The 18616-nt window shown below is 66.9% G+C and carries 21 protein-coding genes; 12 read left to right on the top strand and 9 right to left on the bottom strand.

Going from position 1 to position 18616, the window contains the following annotated elements:
* The first annotated feature begins 25 nt into the window (after positions 1-25).
* Positions 26-898, top strand: coding sequence for a 3-hydroxyisobutyrate dehydrogenase (gene mmsB / locus RF701_RS05565; RefSeq protein WP_308814369.1), 873 nt, complete (start codon positions 26-28; stop codon positions 896-898).
* 43 nt (positions 899-941) lie between these two features.
* Here mmsB and RF701_RS05560 read toward each other — a convergent pair whose 3' ends face one another.
* Entirely contained in the window at positions 942-1394 is a 453-nt protein-coding gene (locus RF701_RS05560) for a GatB/YqeY domain-containing protein (RefSeq protein ID WP_308814368.1), read from the bottom strand.
* 146 nt (positions 1395-1540) lie between these two features.
* On the opposite strand from RF701_RS05560, the gene carA reads away from it, so the two are divergent.
* The 5 genes from carA (at position 1541) to RF701_RS05535 (ending at position 7636) form a co-directional block, all read left to right on the top strand.
* A complete protein-coding gene (gene carA / locus RF701_RS05555) occupies positions 1541-2719 on the top strand; it encodes a glutamine-hydrolyzing carbamoyl-phosphate synthase small subunit (protein ID WP_308814367.1) in 1179 nt (392 codons plus the stop codon).
* Between the two features lie 2 nt (positions 2720-2721).
* Positions 2722-2955, top strand: a complete 234-nt coding sequence (locus RF701_RS05550) for a hypothetical protein (protein WP_308814366.1) — start codon at positions 2722-2724, stop codon at positions 2953-2955.
* The gene (gene carB, locus RF701_RS05545; protein ID WP_308814365.1) at positions 2955-6299 is read left to right on the top strand and encodes a carbamoyl-phosphate synthase large subunit; all 3345 of its coding nucleotides are present in this window, start codon (positions 2955-2957) and stop codon (positions 6297-6299) included. Before RF701_RS05550 ends, carB begins: the two co-directional genes overlap by 1 nt.
* Before the next feature lie 61 nt (positions 6300-6360).
* A complete protein-coding gene (greA, locus tag RF701_RS05540) occupies positions 6361-6837 on the top strand; it encodes a transcription elongation factor GreA (protein WP_210357949.1) in 477 nt (158 codons plus the stop codon).
* Between the two features lie 13 nt (positions 6838-6850).
* The gene (locus RF701_RS05535) at positions 6851-7636 is read left to right on the top strand and encodes an APH(3') family aminoglycoside O-phosphotransferase (RefSeq protein WP_308814364.1); all 786 of its coding nucleotides are present in this window, start codon (positions 6851-6853) and stop codon (positions 7634-7636) included.
* 108 nt (positions 7637-7744) lie between these two features.
* Here the strand turns inward: RF701_RS05535 and RF701_RS05530 are convergent, their stop codons facing one another.
* The 5 genes from RF701_RS05530 to RF701_RS05510 form a co-directional block, all read right to left on the bottom strand.
* Positions 7745-7972 (bottom strand): DUF4170 domain-containing protein, encoded by a 228-nt coding sequence (locus RF701_RS05530; RefSeq protein ID WP_203310803.1) that lies wholly within the window; start codon positions 7970-7972, stop codon positions 7745-7747.
* Positions 7973-8073: 101 nt separating this feature from the next.
* Positions 8074-8457, bottom strand: a complete 384-nt coding sequence (locus tag RF701_RS05525; RefSeq protein WP_203310804.1) for a hypothetical protein — start codon at positions 8455-8457, stop codon at positions 8074-8076.
* 27 nt (positions 8458-8484) lie between these two features.
* Positions 8485-8784 carry a DUF3618 domain-containing protein gene (locus tag RF701_RS05520; protein ID WP_203310805.1) on the bottom strand — a complete coding sequence of 100 codons (300 nt, stop codon included), beginning with the start codon at positions 8782-8784 and terminating at the stop codon, positions 8485-8487.
* A complete protein-coding gene (locus RF701_RS05515; RefSeq protein ID WP_203310806.1) occupies positions 8781-9107 on the bottom strand; it encodes a phage holin family protein in 327 nt (108 codons plus the stop codon). Before RF701_RS05515 ends, RF701_RS05520 begins: the two co-directional genes overlap by 4 nt.
* A 30-nt stretch (positions 9108-9137) precedes the next feature.
* A complete protein-coding gene (locus RF701_RS05510; RefSeq protein ID WP_308814363.1) occupies positions 9138-9617 on the bottom strand; it encodes a hypothetical protein in 480 nt (159 codons plus the stop codon).
* 140 nt (positions 9618-9757) lie between these two features.
* Between RF701_RS05510 and eno the strand changes: the two genes are divergently transcribed.
* Both eno and RF701_RS05500 read left to right on the top strand, forming a co-directional pair.
* The gene (eno, locus tag RF701_RS05505; RefSeq protein WP_308814362.1) at positions 9758-11035 is read left to right on the top strand and encodes a phosphopyruvate hydratase; all 1278 of its coding nucleotides are present in this window, start codon (positions 9758-9760) and stop codon (positions 11033-11035) included.
* Positions 11036-11083: 48 nt separating this feature from the next.
* Positions 11084-11404, top strand: coding sequence for a septum formation initiator family protein (locus RF701_RS05500; protein WP_308814361.1), 321 nt, complete (start codon positions 11084-11086; stop codon positions 11402-11404).
* A 51-nt stretch (positions 11405-11455) separates the two neighbouring features.
* On the opposite strand, the gene RF701_RS05495 is transcribed toward RF701_RS05500, so the two are convergent.
* Complete coding sequence (locus RF701_RS05495) at positions 11456-11854, bottom strand: hypothetical protein (protein WP_210357946.1); 399 nt, start codon at positions 11852-11854, stop codon at positions 11456-11458.
* Positions 11855-12033: 179 nt separating this feature from the next.
* Between RF701_RS05495 and RF701_RS05490 the strand changes: the two genes are divergently transcribed.
* The 4 genes from RF701_RS05490 to RF701_RS05475 all read left to right on the top strand — a co-directional run bounded on the left by RF701_RS05490 (position 12034) and on the right by RF701_RS05475 (position 17094).
* Positions 12034-12675: a TetR/AcrR family transcriptional regulator gene (locus tag RF701_RS05490; protein ID WP_210358259.1), complete on the top strand. Its 642-nt coding sequence runs from the start codon at positions 12034-12036 to the stop codon at positions 12673-12675.
* Between the two features lie 214 nt (positions 12676-12889).
* Positions 12890-13291, top strand: a complete 402-nt coding sequence (locus RF701_RS05485) for a hypothetical protein (protein ID WP_203310812.1) — start codon at positions 12890-12892, stop codon at positions 13289-13291.
* A gap of 116 nt (positions 13292-13407) precedes the next feature.
* Positions 13408-15933 (top strand): TIM-barrel domain-containing protein, encoded by a 2526-nt coding sequence (locus RF701_RS05480; RefSeq protein WP_308814360.1) that lies wholly within the window; start codon positions 13408-13410, stop codon positions 15931-15933.
* A gap of 75 nt (positions 15934-16008) precedes the next feature.
* Entirely contained in the window at positions 16009-17094 is a 1086-nt protein-coding gene (locus tag RF701_RS05475; RefSeq protein ID WP_308814359.1) for an anhydro-N-acetylmuramic acid kinase, read from the top strand.
* A 16-nt stretch (positions 17095-17110) separates the two neighbouring features.
* Here the strand turns inward: RF701_RS05475 and RF701_RS05470 are convergent, their stop codons facing one another.
* Both RF701_RS05470 and RF701_RS05465 read right to left on the bottom strand, forming a co-directional pair.
* Positions 17111-17338 carry a hypothetical protein gene (locus RF701_RS05470; RefSeq protein ID WP_308814358.1) on the bottom strand — a complete coding sequence of 76 codons (228 nt, stop codon included), beginning with the start codon at positions 17336-17338 and terminating at the stop codon, positions 17111-17113.
* 48 nt (positions 17339-17386) lie between these two features.
* Positions 17387-18565, bottom strand: a complete 1179-nt coding sequence (locus tag RF701_RS05465) for a VWA domain-containing protein (protein WP_308814357.1) — start codon at positions 18563-18565, stop codon at positions 17387-17389.
* Between the last annotated feature and the right edge of the window lie 51 nt (positions 18566-18616).

The raw sequence follows: 18616 nt of genomic DNA, 5'->3' as shown, positions 1-18616 counted from the left end.
CCGATAACGATAAGGAGAGGCAGATATGGCACGGGTCGCGTTCATCGGTCTGGGCAACATGGGTGGCGGCATGGCCGCGAACCTGGCGAAGAAGGGGCACGACGTGCGCGCCTTCGACCTCAGCGCGGACGCGCTGGACAAGGCGAGGGCCGCGGGTTGCCTGCCGGTCGACGATGCCGCGTCTGCCGTCGAGGGGGCGGAAGCGGTGATCACCATGCTACCCGCCGGCAAACACGTCGAAGGCGTCTATGCAGAGGCGGTTTTCGGCCAGGCCGCGCCCTCGGCGATCCTGATCGACTGTTCGACGATCGACGTCGCGACCGCTAGGCGGCTGGCGGAACAGGCGGCGACGAACGGTCTTGTCGCGGTCGATGCGCCCGTGTCCGGCGGGATCGCGGCCGCGGCGGCCGGCACGCTGACCTTCATGGTCGGCGGCAGCGACGACGGTTTCGCGCGCGCGCAACCGTTCCTGGCGGATATGGGCAAGACGGTGATCCATGCCGGCGGAAGCGGCGCCGGGCAGGCGGCGAAGATGTGCAACAACATGCTGCTCGGAGCGACGATGGTCGCGACCTGCGAGGCATTCCGGCTCGCCGAGCGGCTGGGTCTGGACCTGCAGACCTTCTACGACATTTCGTCGGTAAGCTCGGGGCAGAGCTGGTCGATGACGACCTATTGCCCCGTGCCCGGCGTCGGGCCGGAAACCCCCGCCGATCGGGACTATCAGGGCGGCTTCGCGGCTGCGTTGATGCTCAAGGACCTGCGCCTCGCGATGGAGGCGGCCGCGGATGCGGGTGCCGCCACGCCGATGGGCAGCCGTGCGGCCGAACTCTACGAGGCGTTCGTCGCGAAGGGCGAGGGCGGCACCGACTTCTCCGGCATCATCCGCACCCTCTGACGCGACAGGAGGCGGCAGGGCTTGGACCTGCCGCCTGCGATTGTCAGGACAGCGCCGCCTTTACCCAGCCGCTCGCCTTGCTCATGTCGAGGCTGGCGGCGTGGCGCGCCTTCAGCTCGGCCATCACGCGGCCCATGTCCTTCATGGCCGTCGCGCCCAGGTCCGCCTTGATCGACTCGATCGCGGCCTTGGTCTCTTCCTCGCTCATCTGCGCAGGCAGGAACCGCTCGATCACCGCGACCTCCGCCTTCTCGGCGTCGGCGAGTTCCTGGCGGCCGCCGCTTTCATACATGGCGATCGATTCGCGACGCTGCTTGACCATCTTCTGCAATACTTCGACCACCAGCGCGTCGTCGTCGGCGACGGGGCCCTGCGTGCGGACCTCGATGTCGCGGTTCTTGATCGCGGCCTGGATCAGGCTGATCGCGGCGCGTGCGTCCTTGTCGCCGGCCTTCATGGCGGCGATCTGGGCGGCCTTGATGTCGTCGCGGATCATGCGAAATGCTCTCGTTCGAATGGGAAAGCGGAGACTGTAGCGCAGACGCGCCGCCACGTCACCCGGTTGACGGCGGGGTATACGAGGGGTAGCGGGCGCGGCTTAGCGACATTGCTGTTCGACCCATAAGGAGTGCCCGCCGCATCATGGCCGACGCCAAGCCCATCGTCATGCCCGAAAAGCCGGAAGGCGCCACGGGGGTTCTGGTTCTCGCCAACGGCGAGGTGGCCTGGGGTCGCGGGTTCGGCGCGGAAGGACAGGCGGTCGGCGAGGTGTGCTTCCACACCGCGATGACCGGCTATCAGGAGATCATGACCGACCCGTCCTTCGCGGGGCAGATCATCACCTTCACCTTCCCCCATATCGGCAACGTCGGCGCCAATCCCGACGATATCGAGGCGGACGCTCCGCACGCTCTGGGCATGATCGTGCGCGAGGACGTGACCGCACCGTCCAACTTCCGCGCTGTCGAGCGGCTGGACGGCTGGATGAAGCGGCATGCGCGCATCGGCCTGTCGGGCATCGACACGCGCGCGCTGACCCGCCGCATCCGTGCTGGCGGTGCGCCGAACGGCGTTGTCGCGCACAGCCCGAACGGCGATTTCGACCTCGACGCGTTGCTGGAGATGGCGCGCGCCTGGCCGGGGCTGGAAGGCATGGACCTCGCCAAGGATGTGTCCACCGAGACGCATTATGCCTGGGGCGAGACGCGCGAAGGCGGCCTGTGGCGGCTCGGCTTCGGCTATGATCGCATCGGCGAGGGCGAGCGCCCGCACGTCGTCGCAATCGATTACGGCAGCAAGCACAACATCTTCCGCAACCTTGTCCAGGCGGGGGCGAAGGTCACCGTGCTGCCCGCCACCGCGACGTTCGAAGACGTGATGGCGCAGGGACCGGACGGCGTCTTCCTGTCGAACGGCCCCGGCGACCCCGCCGCGACGGGTGAGTATGCCGTGCCGGTGATCCGCCAGCTGCTCGATACGGGGAAGCCGCTGTTCGGCATCTGCCTCGGCCACCAGCTGCTCGGCCTCGCGGTCGGCGCGCGCACCACCAAGATGTTCCAAGGCCACCGCGGCGCCAACCATCCGGTCAAGCGCCTGTCCGACGGTGCGGTCGAGATCACCAGCATGAACCATGGCTTCGCGGTCGAGCGCGAGAGCCTGCCGGCGAACGCGCGCGAGACGCACGTGTCGCTGTTCGACGGATCTAACGCGGGGATCGAGCTGACGGATCGTCCGGCGTTCAGCGTGCAATATCACCCCGAGGCGAGCCCGGGCCCGCAGGACAGCCTGTATCTGTTCGAGCGTTTTGTGGGGTCGTTGTAGAAATGATTTGGGCGCGCTTCCGCATCAAGCCGGAGCATGTCAACGATGTTCTGGCGATGTTGCGCGAAGCAGTTATCGAGCCGGCTGCCGTGTACCGACGCGACGACGGCGCCGTGGCCATCGAAGTCGCTGATGTCTCGGAAGCACAAGGGCAGAAGGTGGCTGCAAGCTTTCGGCCCGAGTGGTCAGCGATTATTGGGTTTACCGGCGGGGTTCCGCCGCTTGAGGGGCACTAATGCCAAAACGCACCGACATCTCCTCCATCCTCGTGATCGGCGCGGGACCGATCGTCATCGGCCAGGCGTGCGAGTTCGATTATTCGGGCACGCAGGCGATCAAGGCGCTGCGCGAGGAGGGCTATCGCATCGTCCTCGTCAACAGCAATCCGGCGACGATCATGACCGATCCGGAGGGCGCGGACGCGACCTATGTCGAGCCGATCACCCCGGCGGTGGTCGCCAAGATCATCGAGAAGGAGCGCCCGGACGCGATCCTGCCGACGATGGGCGGGCAGACCGCGCTCAACACCGCGCTGGCGCTGTTCCACGACGGCACGCTGGAGAAGTTCGGCGTGACGATGATCGGTGCGGATGCGGAGGCGATCGACAAGGCGGAGGATCGCCAGAAGTTCAAGGCGGCGATGACCCGGATCGGGCTGGAAAGCGCCCGCTCGGCGATCGCGCACACGGTCGAGGAGGCGCTGGCCGGGCTGGAGCAGGTCGGCCTGCCCGCGATCATCCGTCCCAGCTTCACGCTCGGCGGCACCGGCGGCGGCGTCGTCTACAACCGGTCCGAGTTCGTCGACATGGTCCGCAAGGGCCTGGACGCCTCGCCGACGACCGAGGTGCTGATCGAGGAGTCGCTGCTCGGCTGGAAGGAATATGAGATGGAGGTGGTCCGCGACCGCGCGGATAACGCCATCATCATCTGCTCGATCGAGAATATCGATCCGATGGGCGTCCATACGGGCGATTCGATCACCGTCGCGCCGGCGCTGACGCTGACCGACAAGGAATATCAGATCATGCGCAACGCCAGCATCGCGGTGCTGCGCGAGATCGGCGTCGAGACGGGCGGCTCCAACGTCCAGTTTGCGGTCAATCCGAAGGACGGCCGCCTGATCGTCATCGAGATGAACCCGCGCGTGTCGCGGTCTTCGGCGCTGGCGTCCAAGGCGACCGGTTTCCCGATCGCCAAGGTCGCAGCCAAGCTGGCGGTCGGCTATACGCTCGACGAGATCGACAACGACATCACCGGCGCGACGCCGGCGTCGTTCGAGCCGACGATCGACTATGTCGTCACCAAGATCCCGCGCTTCGCCTTCGAGAAGTTCAAGGGCGCCGAAGCCGTGCTCGGCACCGCGATGAAGTCGGTCGGCGAGGTGATGGCGATCGGCCGCAACATCCACGAATCGATGCAGAAGGCGCTGCGCGGGCTGGAGACGGGCCTGTCCGGCTTCAACCGCGTCGAGCGCCTGTCCGGCGCCCCGCGCGAGGAGATCGAGGCGGCGCTGGCGGTGGCGAGCCCCGACCGGCTGCTGGTCGCGGCGCAGGCCCTGCGCGAGGGCTTCACCGTCGCCGAGATCCACGCGATCGCGAAGTTCGACCCTTGGTTCGTCGAGCGGCTGGGGGAGATCGTCGCGGCGGAGGAAGAGGTCTGCAAGAACGGCCTGCCGATCGATGCGGCGGGCATGCGCCGCCTGAAGGCGATGGGCTTCAGCGACAAGCGGCTGGCGTGGCTGGCGCTGCAGTCCGCGAATCTGCGCGGCATGGCGCGCGGCATCGCGCGTGGATCGGGTCTGATCCACGAGGCGGTGAAGGCGATGACCGGCGGCGTCACCGAGGAGGAGGTGCGCGAGCATCGCCACAAACTGGGCGTGCGTCCGGTGTTCAAGCGTATCGATACCTGCGCCGCGGAGTTCGACGCGAAGACGCCGTACATGTACTCGACCTATGAGGCGCCCAGCTTCGGCGAGCCCGAGAACGAGGCGCAGCCGTCCGATCGCAGGAAGATCGTGATCCTGGGCGGCGGGCCGAACCGGATCGGGCAGGGGATCGAGTTCGACTATTGCTGCTGCCACGCCTGTTTCGCGCTGGCGGATGCAGGCTTCGAGACGATCATGATCAACTGCAACCCGGAAACGGTGAGCACCGATTACGACACGTCCGATCGCCTCTATTTCGAGCCGCTGACCGCCGAGGACGTGCTGGAGATCCTGCACGTCGAGCAGTCGCGCGGGGAACTGGTCGGCGTCATCGTCCAGTTCGGCGGCCAGACGCCGCTCAACCTGGCGCGCGCGCTGGAAAAGGCGGGCATTCCGATCCTCGGCACCAGCCCCGACGCGATCGACCTGGCGGAGGATCGCGAACGCTTCGCGGCGCTGGTCAACAAGCTCGGGCTGAAGCAGCCCGCCAACGGTCTGGCGCGCAGCCGCGACGAGGCGGTGGCGGCGGCCGAGCGGATCGGCTTCCCCGTGCTGATGCGGCCGAGCTACGTGCTGGGTGGCCGCGCGATGGAGATCGTCGATTCGATCCAGCAGCTCGACGATTACATCCAGACCGCGGTGCAGGTGTCGGGCGACAGCCCCGTGCTGATCGACCAGTATTTGCGCGACGCGATCGAGGTCGACGTGGATGCGATCTGCGACGGCGACGACGTGGTGGTCGCTGGCGTGCTGCAGCATATCGAGGAGGCGGGCGTCCATTCGGGCGACAGCGCCTGCTCGATCCCGCCGTACAGCCTGCCCGCCGAGGTGATCGCCGAGATCGAGCGCCAGACCGAGGCGCTGGCGCGCGCGTTGAGCGTCAGGGGGCTGATGAACATCCAGTTCGCGGTCAAGGACGGCGTCGTCTATCTGATCGAGGTCAATCCGCGCGCATCGCGTACCGTGCCCTTCGTCGCCAAGGCGATCGGCACGCCGATCGCCAAGATCGCCAGCCGCGTCATGGCCGGCGAGAAGCTGAAGGACCTGCCGACGATCGACCGCCACATCGATCATTATGCGGTCAAGGAAGCGGTGTTCCCGTTCAACCGTTTCCCCGGCATCGACCCGGTGCTGTCGCCCGAGATGAAGTCCACCGGCGAGGTCATGGGGATCGACCCCGATTTCACCACCGCGTTCATGAAGTCGCAGCTCGGCGCGGGCACCGTGTTGCCGACCGGCGGCACGGCGTTCGTCAGCGTCAAGGACACCGACAAGCCGCATATCGTGCCCGCGGTACGCGAACTCGTCGCGCGCGGCTTCCACATCCTGGCGACAGGCGGGACGGCCGATTACCTGACCCGCGCGGGCATCGAGGTGGAAAAGGTCAACAAGGTCGCGCAAGGGCGTCCGCACATCCTGGACCGGATCATGGACGGCGAGGTGACGCTGATCTTCAACACCACCGAGGGGTGGCAGAGCCTGAAGGATTCCAAGCCGATCCGCCAGGCGGCATTGGGGCAGAAGATCCCCTATTTCACCACCGCGCCCGCGAGTCTTCAGGTCGCCAAGGCGATCGGGACCGCCTCCCTTGAAGTACGGCCCCTGCAATCCTACTATTCGCAGTCGCACCATCGATCCTCCGACATAATGGCGTGACGTGCGGGCGGGCCGGGTAACCGGCCCGCACGGGGGCAAGGGAATTTGGGGACACGAGACTATGGCCACCGTCGAAAAGATGCCGATGCTCCAGGAGGGCTATGACAAGCTCACCCAGGACCTGAAGCGTCTGAAAGTCGAGCGTCCCCAGATCGTCGACGCGATCGAGGAAGCGCGTGCGCACGGCGACTTGTCGGAAAACGCGGAATATCATGCGGCCAAGGAGCGCCAGGGCCAGATCGAGGCGTCGATCGCCGATATCGAGGACAAGCTCAGCCGCGCCCAGATCATCGATCCCAAGGATCTGTCGGGCGACAAGGTCGTGTTCGGTGCGACCGTGACCCTGCTCGACGAGGACGACAAGCCCGTCAAATACCAGATCGTCGGGCAGACCGAAGCGGACGCGAAGACCGGCCGGATCAGCTACAACTCGCCGCTCGGCCGCGCGCTGATCGGTCGCAAGGTCGAGGACGAGGTCGAAGTCTCCGTGCCCGCGGGCGACCGTTATTATCTGGTCAGCAAGATCGAGTTCATCTGATCGGGGCGGGGGCGTGTCGCAGTCGGTGCCGCGTCCCCTCCAAGACCTGATTGATGGCTGGTCGGTCGAGCCGGTTCTCTGCGGAGAAGCCGGGGCTAGCGTCTTACGCCTGACCCGCAGCGACGCGCCGGCGCGTTACCTCAAATTCGGTCGGGGACGCATCGCGGACGATGTCGCCGACGAGGCGCATCGGTTGTTCTGGCTGCACGGCCGCCTTCCCTGCGCAACGCCGCTCCATTTCATGCGGGGGCCGGGCGAAGCATGGCTGCTGACTGAGGCCGTCGCGGGGCGGACGGGCGATGACTGGATCGCGCACGATCCCGCCATGCTTCCCGCCGTCATCGATGCCTTCGTCAGCTTCCTGCGTCGCCTTCACGCCTTGCCGATCGCCGATTGCCCCTTCGAAGCCGGCGCGGATGTGCGTCTGGCGCACGCTCGCCGGTTGATTGATGGAGGGATGGTCGACCATGAGGATTTCGACCCTGACCATGCCGGCTGGTCCGCCGCTCAAATGTGGGAGCGACTGGTGGCGCTACGACCGGCGGTGCGCCACGGCGTCGTCACGCACGGCGACTATTCGTTGGGGAACGTGTTGATCGACGCCACGGGCGTGGTCACCGGTTGCATCAATGTCGGGCGACTTGGCGTTGCAGACCGCTATCAAGACATCGCGATCCTGTGGCAGAATTTGCGCGAGTTCGGCGATGATGCTGCCACGCGATTTCTGGCCGGTTACGGCATCGCCGCGCTCGATGGGGAACGGCTTGAATTCCATCGCTGTCTCGACGAGCTGTTCTGACGCCATCCGATTTGCCCGACGGGCGATCCGCGCTGCCCGTTCGTGCCGGGCTTGCCGAGGCACGAATGATCCAAACGTGCCGGCGACGGCGTTCGTCGCCGTGCGCGATTACGCCGTGGGCGCGACCAGATCCGGCTCGAGCAAGCGATGGAGGTGCACGACCACGAACTTCATCTCCGCGTCGTCGACGGTCCGCTGTGCGGCCGCACGCCACGCCTTCTCGGCGCTGGCATAATCGGGGAAGATCCCGACGACTTCGAGGCTGGCGGGATCGGCGAAATCGAGCGTACGCGGATCGGTGACGCGGCCGCCGAAGACGAGGTGAAGCTTGCTCATGCGAAATCCTGGCTAGGGAGGGATCGCCGCCCATTAGCCTGTTGCAGCGCAATATTGAAGGCCTTGACCGCCCCGGCGGGTCGACCGCCGGGGCGGAGCCTTCAGCCCTTGTTCCGCGCCGATGCCGCGGCTGCGGAGCCGGCCGTCTGGACCGCCTCGGTCAACCCCTGGAAGAGCGACTTGACCTGATCGCGCGCGGCGTTCTTCGTCAGCCCACGCTCGTCGAGCGCCTGATAGCCCGCTTCCCGGGCGGCACCGACTGCCGAGCGGGCACGCTCGGCGATCGTCCGTCCGACCGGAGCGAGCAGTTCCTTTTCCTTGGCGGAGCGCGGGATCAGGATGCCCGCGATCGCGCCGACGGCAAGGCCGCCTGCGACGAGCCCGATCGGGTTTCCTTCGAGCGCGCGCGCGGCATCGCGCGCCTTGTCTTCGGCCGTGTGGACGATGTCGGCGATCTGGCCTTGCGTTTCGTGATTGGGAGCCATGGGTCGATCCTTTATCGCGGTGGCCGGTCAATCCCGGCGGTCTGTTTTGGGTTTGCGGCGGAACAGGTGGGCGATCCTGTGGCGCGCGAGGAAGAGCCCGGCGACGGCGGTGGCGCCTGCGACCGCGCCCGGATTGCGGCGCGCGGTGTCGATCCCCGCGGCCGCCGCGGCGGCACTCTTGTCCACCACTTCCTTCGTCGCCTGTCGCGTCAGCGTGCGCGGGTCGAGCTTGACCTGCAGCTGCGCGAGCGTCGTGTTGAGCCGTTCGCGCGCGGCGGTCGCCTCCGCCTCGGCATCGGCAAGACGGGTGCCGGGAAGGTTGCTCATCGTACCACCTTCGCCGGTGCGAGCCGGGCTTTGCCGATCATGCCGAGCACGCCCGCCAGAACGAGGACCAGCACGACCACTACCGCGGTTGCGAAGCCCGGCCCGATCAGCGGCGTCAATGTCATGATGAGCCCCACGAGCAGCGCCACCAAGGCTGCGAGCGCGAGCACCCCGGCGATGGCGAAGAAGATCGCGGCGCTCTTATAGGCCGAGACCCGTTCGCCGACACGCGCCTTCGCCAGGGCGATTTCCGCGCTGGCGAGATTGCGTGTGTCCTCGACGAGCTGGCCGACCAGTGTCGCCACGCCCGGCTCCTCGGTCATCTGCCTGTTCCCCGTGCTAGCCAAGAACGCTCAGCCCTTGTTGCCGTCGAGGCCCGACTGCACCAGCCGCGCGAGCGCAAAGCCGAGCGCAGCGGCAACGCCGACGGCGACGCCCGGGCTTTCGCGGACGAAACCACGGACGTCTTCGAGCAGATCGTCGACGTCCTTGCCCTTCACCTGCTCGGAGAAGCGCGAGACGGTCGTCGCGGCCTGCCGCGCGTAATCGCCATATTGCGCGCCCAGTTTCTCGTCGACCTGACCGGCGGCGTCGCCGATCATCTGCGAGAGCTGGTCGAGCGCGCTGCCGGCCTTTTCCTTGCCGGTGTCGGCCAGCGTGCGGATGCGGTCGCTGGCCTGACCGCCGAACTTGTCGGCCTGATCCCTGATCGCCTGCTTGGCCTGAGCGGTCTTGCTCTGCGCGGTGCCGGACGTGTCGGCGTCGAGCGTGTCGCCGGCCGAGGCGGGCAGCACGTCCGCGTCGGTCATCGGTCTTGCGTCGGTGTCGGACATGACGAACCCTTTCGTTGTTCGACCGCCTCAACCCGCCCCGCCAGATGGCGGTTCCCTCCGGCCATAGGAGATTGCCGCTATGCAGCGAGCGGGGTAGAGGCCGGCCCGTATCTCGCCCCAAAAGGTAGGAGCATCGTTACGTGACCGCAATCATCGACATCCACGGCCGCCAAATTCTCGACAGCCGCGGCAATCCGACCGTTGAGGTCGACGTGCTGCTGGAGGACGGCAGCTTCGGTCGCGCGGCGGTGCCGTCGGGCGCCTCCACCGGCGCACATGAAGCAGTCGAGAAGCGCGACGGCGACAAGAGCCGCTGGGGTGGGAAGGGTGTCGATGGCGCGGTGGATGCGGTCAATGACGAGATCGCCGAAGCGCTTGTCGGCTACGACGCCGAGGATCAGGCGGAGCTCGACGCCAAGATGATCGCGCTCGACGGTACGGAGAACAAGGGCCGGCTGGGCGCGAACGCCATCCTGGGCGTCAGCCTGGCGGCGGCGAAGGCCGCGGCGGACGCGCGGGGGCTGCCGCTGTACAAATATGTCGGCGGCGTCTCCGCGCACGTGCTGCCGGTACCGATGATGAACATCATCAACGGCGGCGAGCATGCGGACAACCCCATCGACTTCCAGGAATTCATGATCGTGCCCGTCGGCGCCGACAGCATCGTCGAGGCGGTCCGTTGCGGCTCGGAGATCTTCCACACGCTAAAGAAGGCGCTGCACGACAAGGGGCTTGCGACCGGCGTCGGCGACGAGGGCGGGTTCGCCCCCAATATCGCCAGCACCGAGGAAGCGCTGGGCTTCATCATGGCGAGCATCGAGAAGGCGGGCTACACGCCGGGTGACGACGTGATGCTGGCGCTCGATTGCGCGGCGACCGAGTTCTACAGGGACGGCCGTTACAACATCTCGGGCGAGGGCAAGGTGCTCGAGAGCGGCGCCATGGCCGAATATCTCGCCGATCTGACCCGTCGTTATCCCATCTTCTCGATCGAGGACGGGATGAGCGAAGACGATTGGGAAGGGTGGAAGGCCCTGACCGATCTGGTGGGCGACAAGGTCCAGCTGGTCGGCGACGACCTGTTCGTCACCAATCCGAAGCGTCTCGCGCGCGGCATCGAGGGCGGCTACGCCAATTCGCTGCTGGTGAAGGTCAACCAGATCGGCACGCTGACCGAGACTCTTGAAGCGGTGAGCATGGCGCAGCGCGCCCGCTACACCGCCGTGATGAGCCACCGCTCAGGCGAGACCGAGGACGCGACGATCGCCGACCTCGCGGTCGCGACCAACTGCGGCCAGATCAAGACCGGCAGCCTCGCGCGCTCGGACCGGCTCGCGAAGTACAATCAGCTGATCCGTATCGAGGAAGAGCTGGGCTCGGTGGCACGTTATGCCGGGCGTAGCGTTCTTAAGGCCTGACGCTTTTACGGGCTTGACGCGCGAGTCGGCCCGAATCAGGATGGATGCATGGCCCGCGCGACGAAATCCTCTGCCTTTCGCAAGACGATGCGTCGCGCGGCCTTGCCTGCCGTCGGCCTCACGATTGTCGCGATCTTTGGCGTCTATGCCGTGCTTGGGCCGGACGGCATCATAGCCTATGGCGACTACAAGCGACAGCTTTCCAAGCGCGAGAAGCAATATGCGCTGCTGGATCAGCGGCGCGCGGTATTGAAGAACCGCGTAGCGCTGCTCGACCCCGACCATGCCAATCCGGACATGGTCGACGAGATGGTCCGCAAGGAACTGAACGTCGCGCATCCCAACGAAGTGATCGTGCCGCTGCGCTGAGCGATGCGACGGGAGGCCCCGCGTCCGGCCGACGCGGGACATGACTGCGCCTCACTCCTTGAAATGGGGCGGCCCTAGATCGTCGGGTGCCTTTTGCACGGTGCCTTCCCGGCCGGTGAAGGGATAGCCATCGCCCGCCTCGGAGTCGCTGCTGAAGTCATCACCTTCGCTGCCGCCGCCGGCCGAACTGCCGCTGCCGTGGACCTCGCCGGTCCGTGGGTCGAACGACGCGCGGCGACCGTTGTCGGCGGGAATATCAGCTTGGCGCGCGCCGCCTTCGGCAGGATGCGGTGCCGCGCCCTTGTCCTCGGCCACCGTGCCGCTCGGGCGTTCACGTCCCATCGCAGCCTCCCGATCCCGATGATAGTCCTGGCCATAGAGACCGTTTTCGTCATCAAACGGCGCGCCGCCGGCGCCGTGCCCCGGATCGACCTTGCGGATATCGGTCATGTCGCTCTCCTTCGCGTCGTTCCCGTCAACGCGACGGAGCGGCGGAATATCCTCGACCGGCACGTCGGCGGTGGCGCTGCGGCGCTTCGCCGGCGTCCGGCAGGACGGCGGGAGGGGATGCGGCTGTTCGAACGGAACGGCTTGGCGGATGCGCCACGACGATATATATACCGCTCGATATGGAAACCGTTCTAGCCGCCCCGTCGCCTCTGCCGGCTTCGCCGTGCACCCCCGCCAAGGGGCGCCCGCGCGAATTCTGCACCGATGCCGCGCTCGCGGCGGCGCTGCGCGTGTTCTGGGCGAAGGGCTATGACGCCGCCTCGCTGACCGACCTCACGGAGGCCATGGGGATCACCCGCCCCAGCCTGTACGCGGCCTTCGGCAACAAGGAGGCCCTGTTTCACAAGGCGCTAGACCTCTACGAGGCCGAAAAGCTGGCCTATATGCGGGGTGCGCTGGATCAGCCGACGGCGCGAGGCGTGGCGGAATATCTGCTGCGCGGCGCGCTCGATGCGCAGACCGGCCGGGGCGAGCCGCACGGCTGCATGGGCGTGATCAATTCCATGGCCTGCGGACCCGAGGCGCAGTCCATCCGCGATGCCTTGCTGGCGCGCCGCGCCTCGTCGCAGGCGGCGCTGACTGAGCGGTTCGCGCGGGCGCGGGACGAGGGCGACCTGCCGCCGCACATCGATCCCGTCGGCCTGACGAGCTATCTGTTCGCACTCTTTTTGGGGATGTCCGTGCAGGCCGGGGCGGGGGCGACGCGTGAGGATTTGACCTTGCTCGTCGAGACGAGCCTGGCGGTCTGGCCGGGTCGCTGATCCACCGCAAATTTTTTGCTACCGGTCGGTACAAAACGATTGACGGCGGATGAACCGCCTTATATACCGATCAGTATAGAAGATGGGGCGGCGGATCGGCCGCCCGATGTTCCAGTCGTTCGTAAACAAGGTTCATCCGTCGGACCGCAAACGGGTCTGTGCGCCGTGGTGGCGCGCGGGGTCGTCCGGTCGGACGCGGGAAGGGAGGTCGATCATGGCATATATGGCATTCGCAGAGCCCGGCATGGCCGGATTTGCCCGCGCGGCGGCGGTGCAGCGGCTGGCCGCGCCCGTCGAGGACAAGCCGATGCTGACCGAGCTCGAACGCTCGGTGATCGGGCTGGCGCGGGGTGACGGTCTGTCGTCGCTGCGCGGTCCGGGGCCGCTCTCGCGGCTGATCGAATGGGTGTTCGGGATCAAGGCGAGCACGCAGCTCGCCGACCCGAAGCTGGAGGCGCTGCGTCGCATCGCGGTGCTGAGCTGGCGTCGGGGCTATTCGGTGCCCTCGGCGGAGGTTCGGTCGTTCCTGGCGGCGGGCTATTCGCCCGCGCATTACGAACTTGTCGTCGACGGGATCGCGATCGCGCGCGAAGCGGGGATGCAGCGGCGCGCCTGACGGGCTACGTCCGCCGGCCCGTGCCACGTCCGCCATCATCCGTGGTTGACGCGCGGGTTCTCCTCCCGCAACTCCTTGGGGAAGCATAGCATACCCATCCCCAGGGAGAGATGATCATGATTTCGCGTGGCCTTGCGCCCCTCGCCCGGCGCCGCGCCGCCTTGTTGCTTTCGCTCGCGCCGCTCGCGGTCATGCCGGGGGTCGCGGCGGCCCAGGTGCCGGACGCGTCGGTGGTTGCGTCGGTGGTTGCGCAGCTCGATGGCGTCTCCGTCCGCCGTCCCGGCGGCACGGTGCGCGTCGTTGCCTTGACCGACTCGATCCTGCGCGTGCGGATCGACCGCGATGGCGCGATGCCGGAGGACGCAAGCTGGGCGGTCGAGGCGGATGTCCGCAGGCAGCGCGTTCGGGTGACGCCGACGCCGGACGGTTTCGCCACGTCCGCGCTCCGCGTCGCCTTCGCGCCCGACGGCCGGATGACCGTCACCGATCCGGCCGGCAAGGTGATCACCGCGGATGCCGCGCAGCCCTTCGCCCGCGACGGCGCTGCCTTCACGCTGCGCAAGGCGATGCCGCAGGGGGAGCATTATTTCGGACTGGGCGACAAGACCGGCGGCCTCGACCGTCGCGGCAAGAGCTTCGTCGACTGGAATACCGACGCATTTGGCTTCGGTAGCGGCGACGATCCCATCTACAAATCGATTCCTTTCTTCATCGCCGTCGGCGGCGCGGGCGGCAGTTACGGGATCTTCTTCGACAATAGCTGGCGCAGCTGGTTCGATTTCGGGCACCGCGACGACAATGTTCTGGCTTTTGGCGCGCCCGACGGTCCGGTCGACTATTATGTCATCGCCGGCCCCACCACGGCGGAGGTCGTACGCCGCTATACCGACCTGACGGGCAAGGCTCCGCTCGTGCCGCAATGGGCATTGGGCTATCAGCAGTCCCGCTATAGCTACATGAGTGCGGACGAGCTGCGCGGCGTCGCGGGCCGGCTGCGGCAGGAGCGGATCCCTACCGACGTTCTGTGGCTCGACATCGATTTCCAGGACCGCAACCGACCGTTCACCGTCAACACGCAGACGTTCCCCGACATGAAGGGTCTCATCCGGGACATGGGCAAGGACGGGTTCAAGGTGGTGACCATCACCGACCTGCATGTCGCGCGCGCGCCCGACCAGGGCTATGCGCCGTATGACAGCGGCATCAGGGGCGACCGGTTCGTGCATCGGGCGGACGGGTCGATCTATGTCGCGCCGGTCTGGCCAGGCCCATCGGTGTTTCCCGACTTCACGCAGAAATCGACGCGCGACTGGTGGGGCGGCCTGTTCGCGCAGCAGGTCGCGGACGGCGTCGCCGGTGCATGGAACGACATGAACGAGCCGGCGATCTTCGAAACGCCGACCAAGACGATGCCGCCCGACGTGATGCACCGGATCGCCAGCGACGATTTCGCGGCCCGCACGGCGCCGCATGCCGAGATCCACAACGTCTATGGCATGGAGAATACGCGCGCGACCTACGACGGATTGCGGAAGCTGGCGCCGAACGAGCGCGCCTTCGTGATGACACGCGCCAGCTACGCCGGTGGGCAGCGTTATGCCGTGACGTGGACGGGCGACAATCTCGCGACCTGGGATCATCTCAAGCTGTCGGTCCAGCAGATCATCAACCTGGGTCTTTCCGGCTTCTCCTATGGCGCGGCGGACGTCACGGGCTTTGCGGGCGGGCCCAGCGCGGACCTGGCAACCCGCTGGTTCGAGATCGGCGCTTTTTACCCCGTGTTCCGCGATCATTCGGCGAAGGGAACGCCGCGAGTCGAGCCCTGGGTCGACGGGCCGGAGCATCTGGCGATCCGCCGGCGCTTCATCGAGGAGCGCTATCGCCTGATGCCCTATCTCTATGCGCTGGCAGACCAGAACAGCCGTCTGGGCGACCCGATCCTGCGCCCGGTCTTCTACGACTATCCCTCCGCGCTGCGCCTGTCGTGCGATCAGTCGTGGACCTTCACCGTCGGCCGCTCGCTGCTCGTTGCCCCGTCGCCGCGGCCCGACCAGCCGATCGCCTATGACGTCTGCCTGCCCGCGGGCGGGTGGTACGATTACTGGACCGGACGGCGTGCGGGTACGCCCGAGAAACAGGAAGCGGGGCAGATCCAGTCGGCGAGCCAGGCGACCGGGGAAGCGACCGCGCGTGGCGATCGGCTGACGGTGACGCCGCGACTGGACTATCTGCCCGTCTTCGTCCGGGCGGGGACGATCCTGCCGCGCCAGCCGCTGGTGCAGAGCACCAGCGAGACGCCAAAGGGGCCGCTGCAGCTCGACGTCTATCCAGGCGACGATTGCCGCGGTGACCTCTACGCCGACGATGGCCACTCGATGGCGTTCCGCAAGGGCATGCTCCTGCGCCAGCAGGTGCGCTGCACCGTCACGCCCGACGGTCTGCGTATCGCGTTCGACACGCGACAGGGGCGCTTCAAACCCTGGTGGTCGCGCATCGCGCTCGTCGTCCATGGCTGGCAGGGAGATGGTCGGGTCAGCGGACTGCGCGCGTCGTCGGCACGTTTCGACCCGGCCGCCGGTACGCTCAGCTTCGACATCCCCGATGCCGCCAAGGCGGGGGAATTGGTCATCGCGCGCCGCTGATCGGACACGGGCCGGCTCGGAAGCGGTCGACAGGTCGGCCGCGACCGTGCAGGCGGGAGGGGGAGGACGAAGATCATGCTCGCGATCGGACTCATGTCTGGAACGTCGCTGGACGGCATCGATGCGGCGGTGATCGAAACCGATGGCGAAGCGGTCGTGCGGCCCATCGCCTTTCGCGGCGAACCCTATTCGGATGCGGCGCGGGCACAGCTTGCCGCCGCGACCGCGCTGGCGCTGACCTTCGATCGGCCCCGCGCCAGTCCCGATCTGGTGGCGGCCGGCGAACTTATCGATCGGACGCATGCCATGGCGGTCCACAAGCTGCTGCGCGATGCAGGCATGGAGGCGTCGGATGTCGGAGTCATCGGCTACCATGGCCAGACGGTGGCGCACCGTCCGGATCGCGGTTGGACATGGCAGATCGGCGACGGTGCGGTGCTGGCACGCGCCACCGGCATCCCGGTGGTCAGCGACCTGCGCAGCGCCGATGTCGCGGCGGGCGGGCAGGGCGCGCCGCTGTTGCCTGTCTATCACGCCGCTTTGACGGCGGCACTGCCGAAGCCGGTGGCGGTGCTCAATCTGGGCGGAGTCGGCAACATCACCTTCGTCGGTGCCGACCAGAGGCTGATCGCCTTCGATACCGGTCCGGCCAATGGCCTGATCGACAGCTGGGTCGAGGCGGAGAGCGGCGCGCGTTTCGATGCCGATGGCGCGCTGGCAGCGGCGGGGCGCGTCGACGAGACGGTGCTGACTGCGATGCTCGATCATCCCTATTTCGACCTCCCCCCGCCGAAGTCGCTCGACCGCAACGACTTCACCATCCAACCGGCGCGCGGCCTGTCGCCTGCGGACGGCGCAGCGACGCTGACCGCCTTCACCGCGGCATCGGTCGCCGACGCGCTGTCGCACCTGCCCGAGCGGCCCCGGCGGCTGATCGTCGCGGGCGGCGGCCGACACAATCCGACGCTGCTCGCGATGATCGCCGCCCGTACCGGCCTGACACCCGAGCCAAGCGATGCGCTGGGCTGGAACGGCGACGCCATGGAGGCCGAAGGCTTTGCCTATATGGCGGTGCGGCGGCTGAACGATCTGCCGATCAGCTTCCCCGGTACGACGGGCGTGCCGCAGGCGATGACCGGCGGCGTGGTCAGCCACCCCTGAGCGCGTCGACCGGCGTTCAGCGCGCGCGCGCAGGTACGACGACGTTCTGCGGACAGCCGTCGATTTCGCGCAGCACCGTGTAGAAGGGCTTGGCGGGTGGCAGTTCGCCGAGCTTGCGCAGCGTCGGCTTCGGTGCGTCGCGGCGAATATGCTCCGCGTCGACTTTCACGCACGGCTTTGCCGAGGTCGAGCGCGCGGCCGTGGCATCCGTGCCGAGAAGCGCCAGGATGAGGATCAGCGGCATGGCAATTCTCCCGTAAGCGACGATGCTATCATGTCCGAAATGGCCTGGCTAGCGTTTGCGTGTCAGCTCCCGCATCGCGGCGTCGAGACCGGCGAGGGTGAGCGGGTACATGCGGTCCGACATCAGCTGGCGCAGGATCTGGATCGATTGGGTATAACCCCATTGCGCCTCCGGGATCGGGTTCAGCCACACCGCCGCCGGATAGGTGGTGGTCAGTCGCTGCACCCACGTCGCCCCGGCCTCCTCGTTGAAATGCTCGACGGAGCCGCCGGGATAGGTGATCTCATAAGGGCTCATCGACGCGTCGCCGACGAAGACCAGCTTATAATCGTGGCCGAACTTGTGCAGTACCTCCATCGTCGGCGTGCGCTCCTGGAAGCGGCGACGATTGTCCTTCCACAGCCCTTCATAGGGGCAATTGTGGAAATAGAAGAATTCGAGGTTCTTGAATTCGCTCGTCGCGGCGCTGAACAATTCCTCGCATAGCTTGACCCAGGGGTCCATCGAGCCGCCGACGTCGAGGAACAGCAGGACCTTGACCGCATTGCGCCGTTCGGGGCGCATGCGCACGTCGAGCCATCCCTGTCGGGCGGTGCCGTCGATCGTGCCGTCGATGTCGAGCTCGTCCGCCGCCCCCTCGCGCGCGAACCGGCGCAGGCGGCGCAGCGCGACCTTGATGTTGCGCGTGCCGAGTTCGCGGGTGTTGTCGAGGTTGCGGAAGTCGCGCTGCTCCCACACCTTCAACGCGCGCTTGTGCGTGCTTTCCCCGCCGATCCGTACCCCTTCGGGATTGTAGCCGCCATTGCCGAAGGGACTGGTGCCGCCGGTTCCGATCCACTTGTTGCCGCCCTGGTGCCGCCCTTCCTGCTCGGCGAGGCGCTGCTTCAGCGTCTCCATGATCTCGTCCCACGATCCGAGCGACTCGATCTTCGCCATCTCCTCGGGAGTCAGATATTTCTGCGCGACGGCCTTCAGCCAGTCGGCCGGTATGTCGGCGGCGGTGGTGCCGTACCGCGTCTCGAGGCCGCGGAAGACCTTGGCGAACACCTGGTCGAAGCGGTCGAGCAACCCCTCGTCCTTCATATAGGTGGCACGGGCGAGATAGTAGAAATCCTCGGTCGAGCGGCCGATCACCTCGGCATCGAGTGCCTCGAGCAGGAGGAGATGCTCCTTCATGCTCGCCGCAATGCCCGCGGTACGTAATTCGTCGAGAAAATTCAGGAACACGAAAACGCGCCCTTACAGGCGCTTGGCGCGCGGAAAGTCACAAAGGTCGCA

The organism is Sphingomonas sp. GV3, assembly GCF_031082075.1.
GTDB lineage: Bacteria > Pseudomonadota > Alphaproteobacteria > Sphingomonadales > Sphingomonadaceae > Sphingomonas > Sphingomonas beigongshangi.
This window is presented reverse-complemented; position numbering and strand designations above follow the sequence as displayed.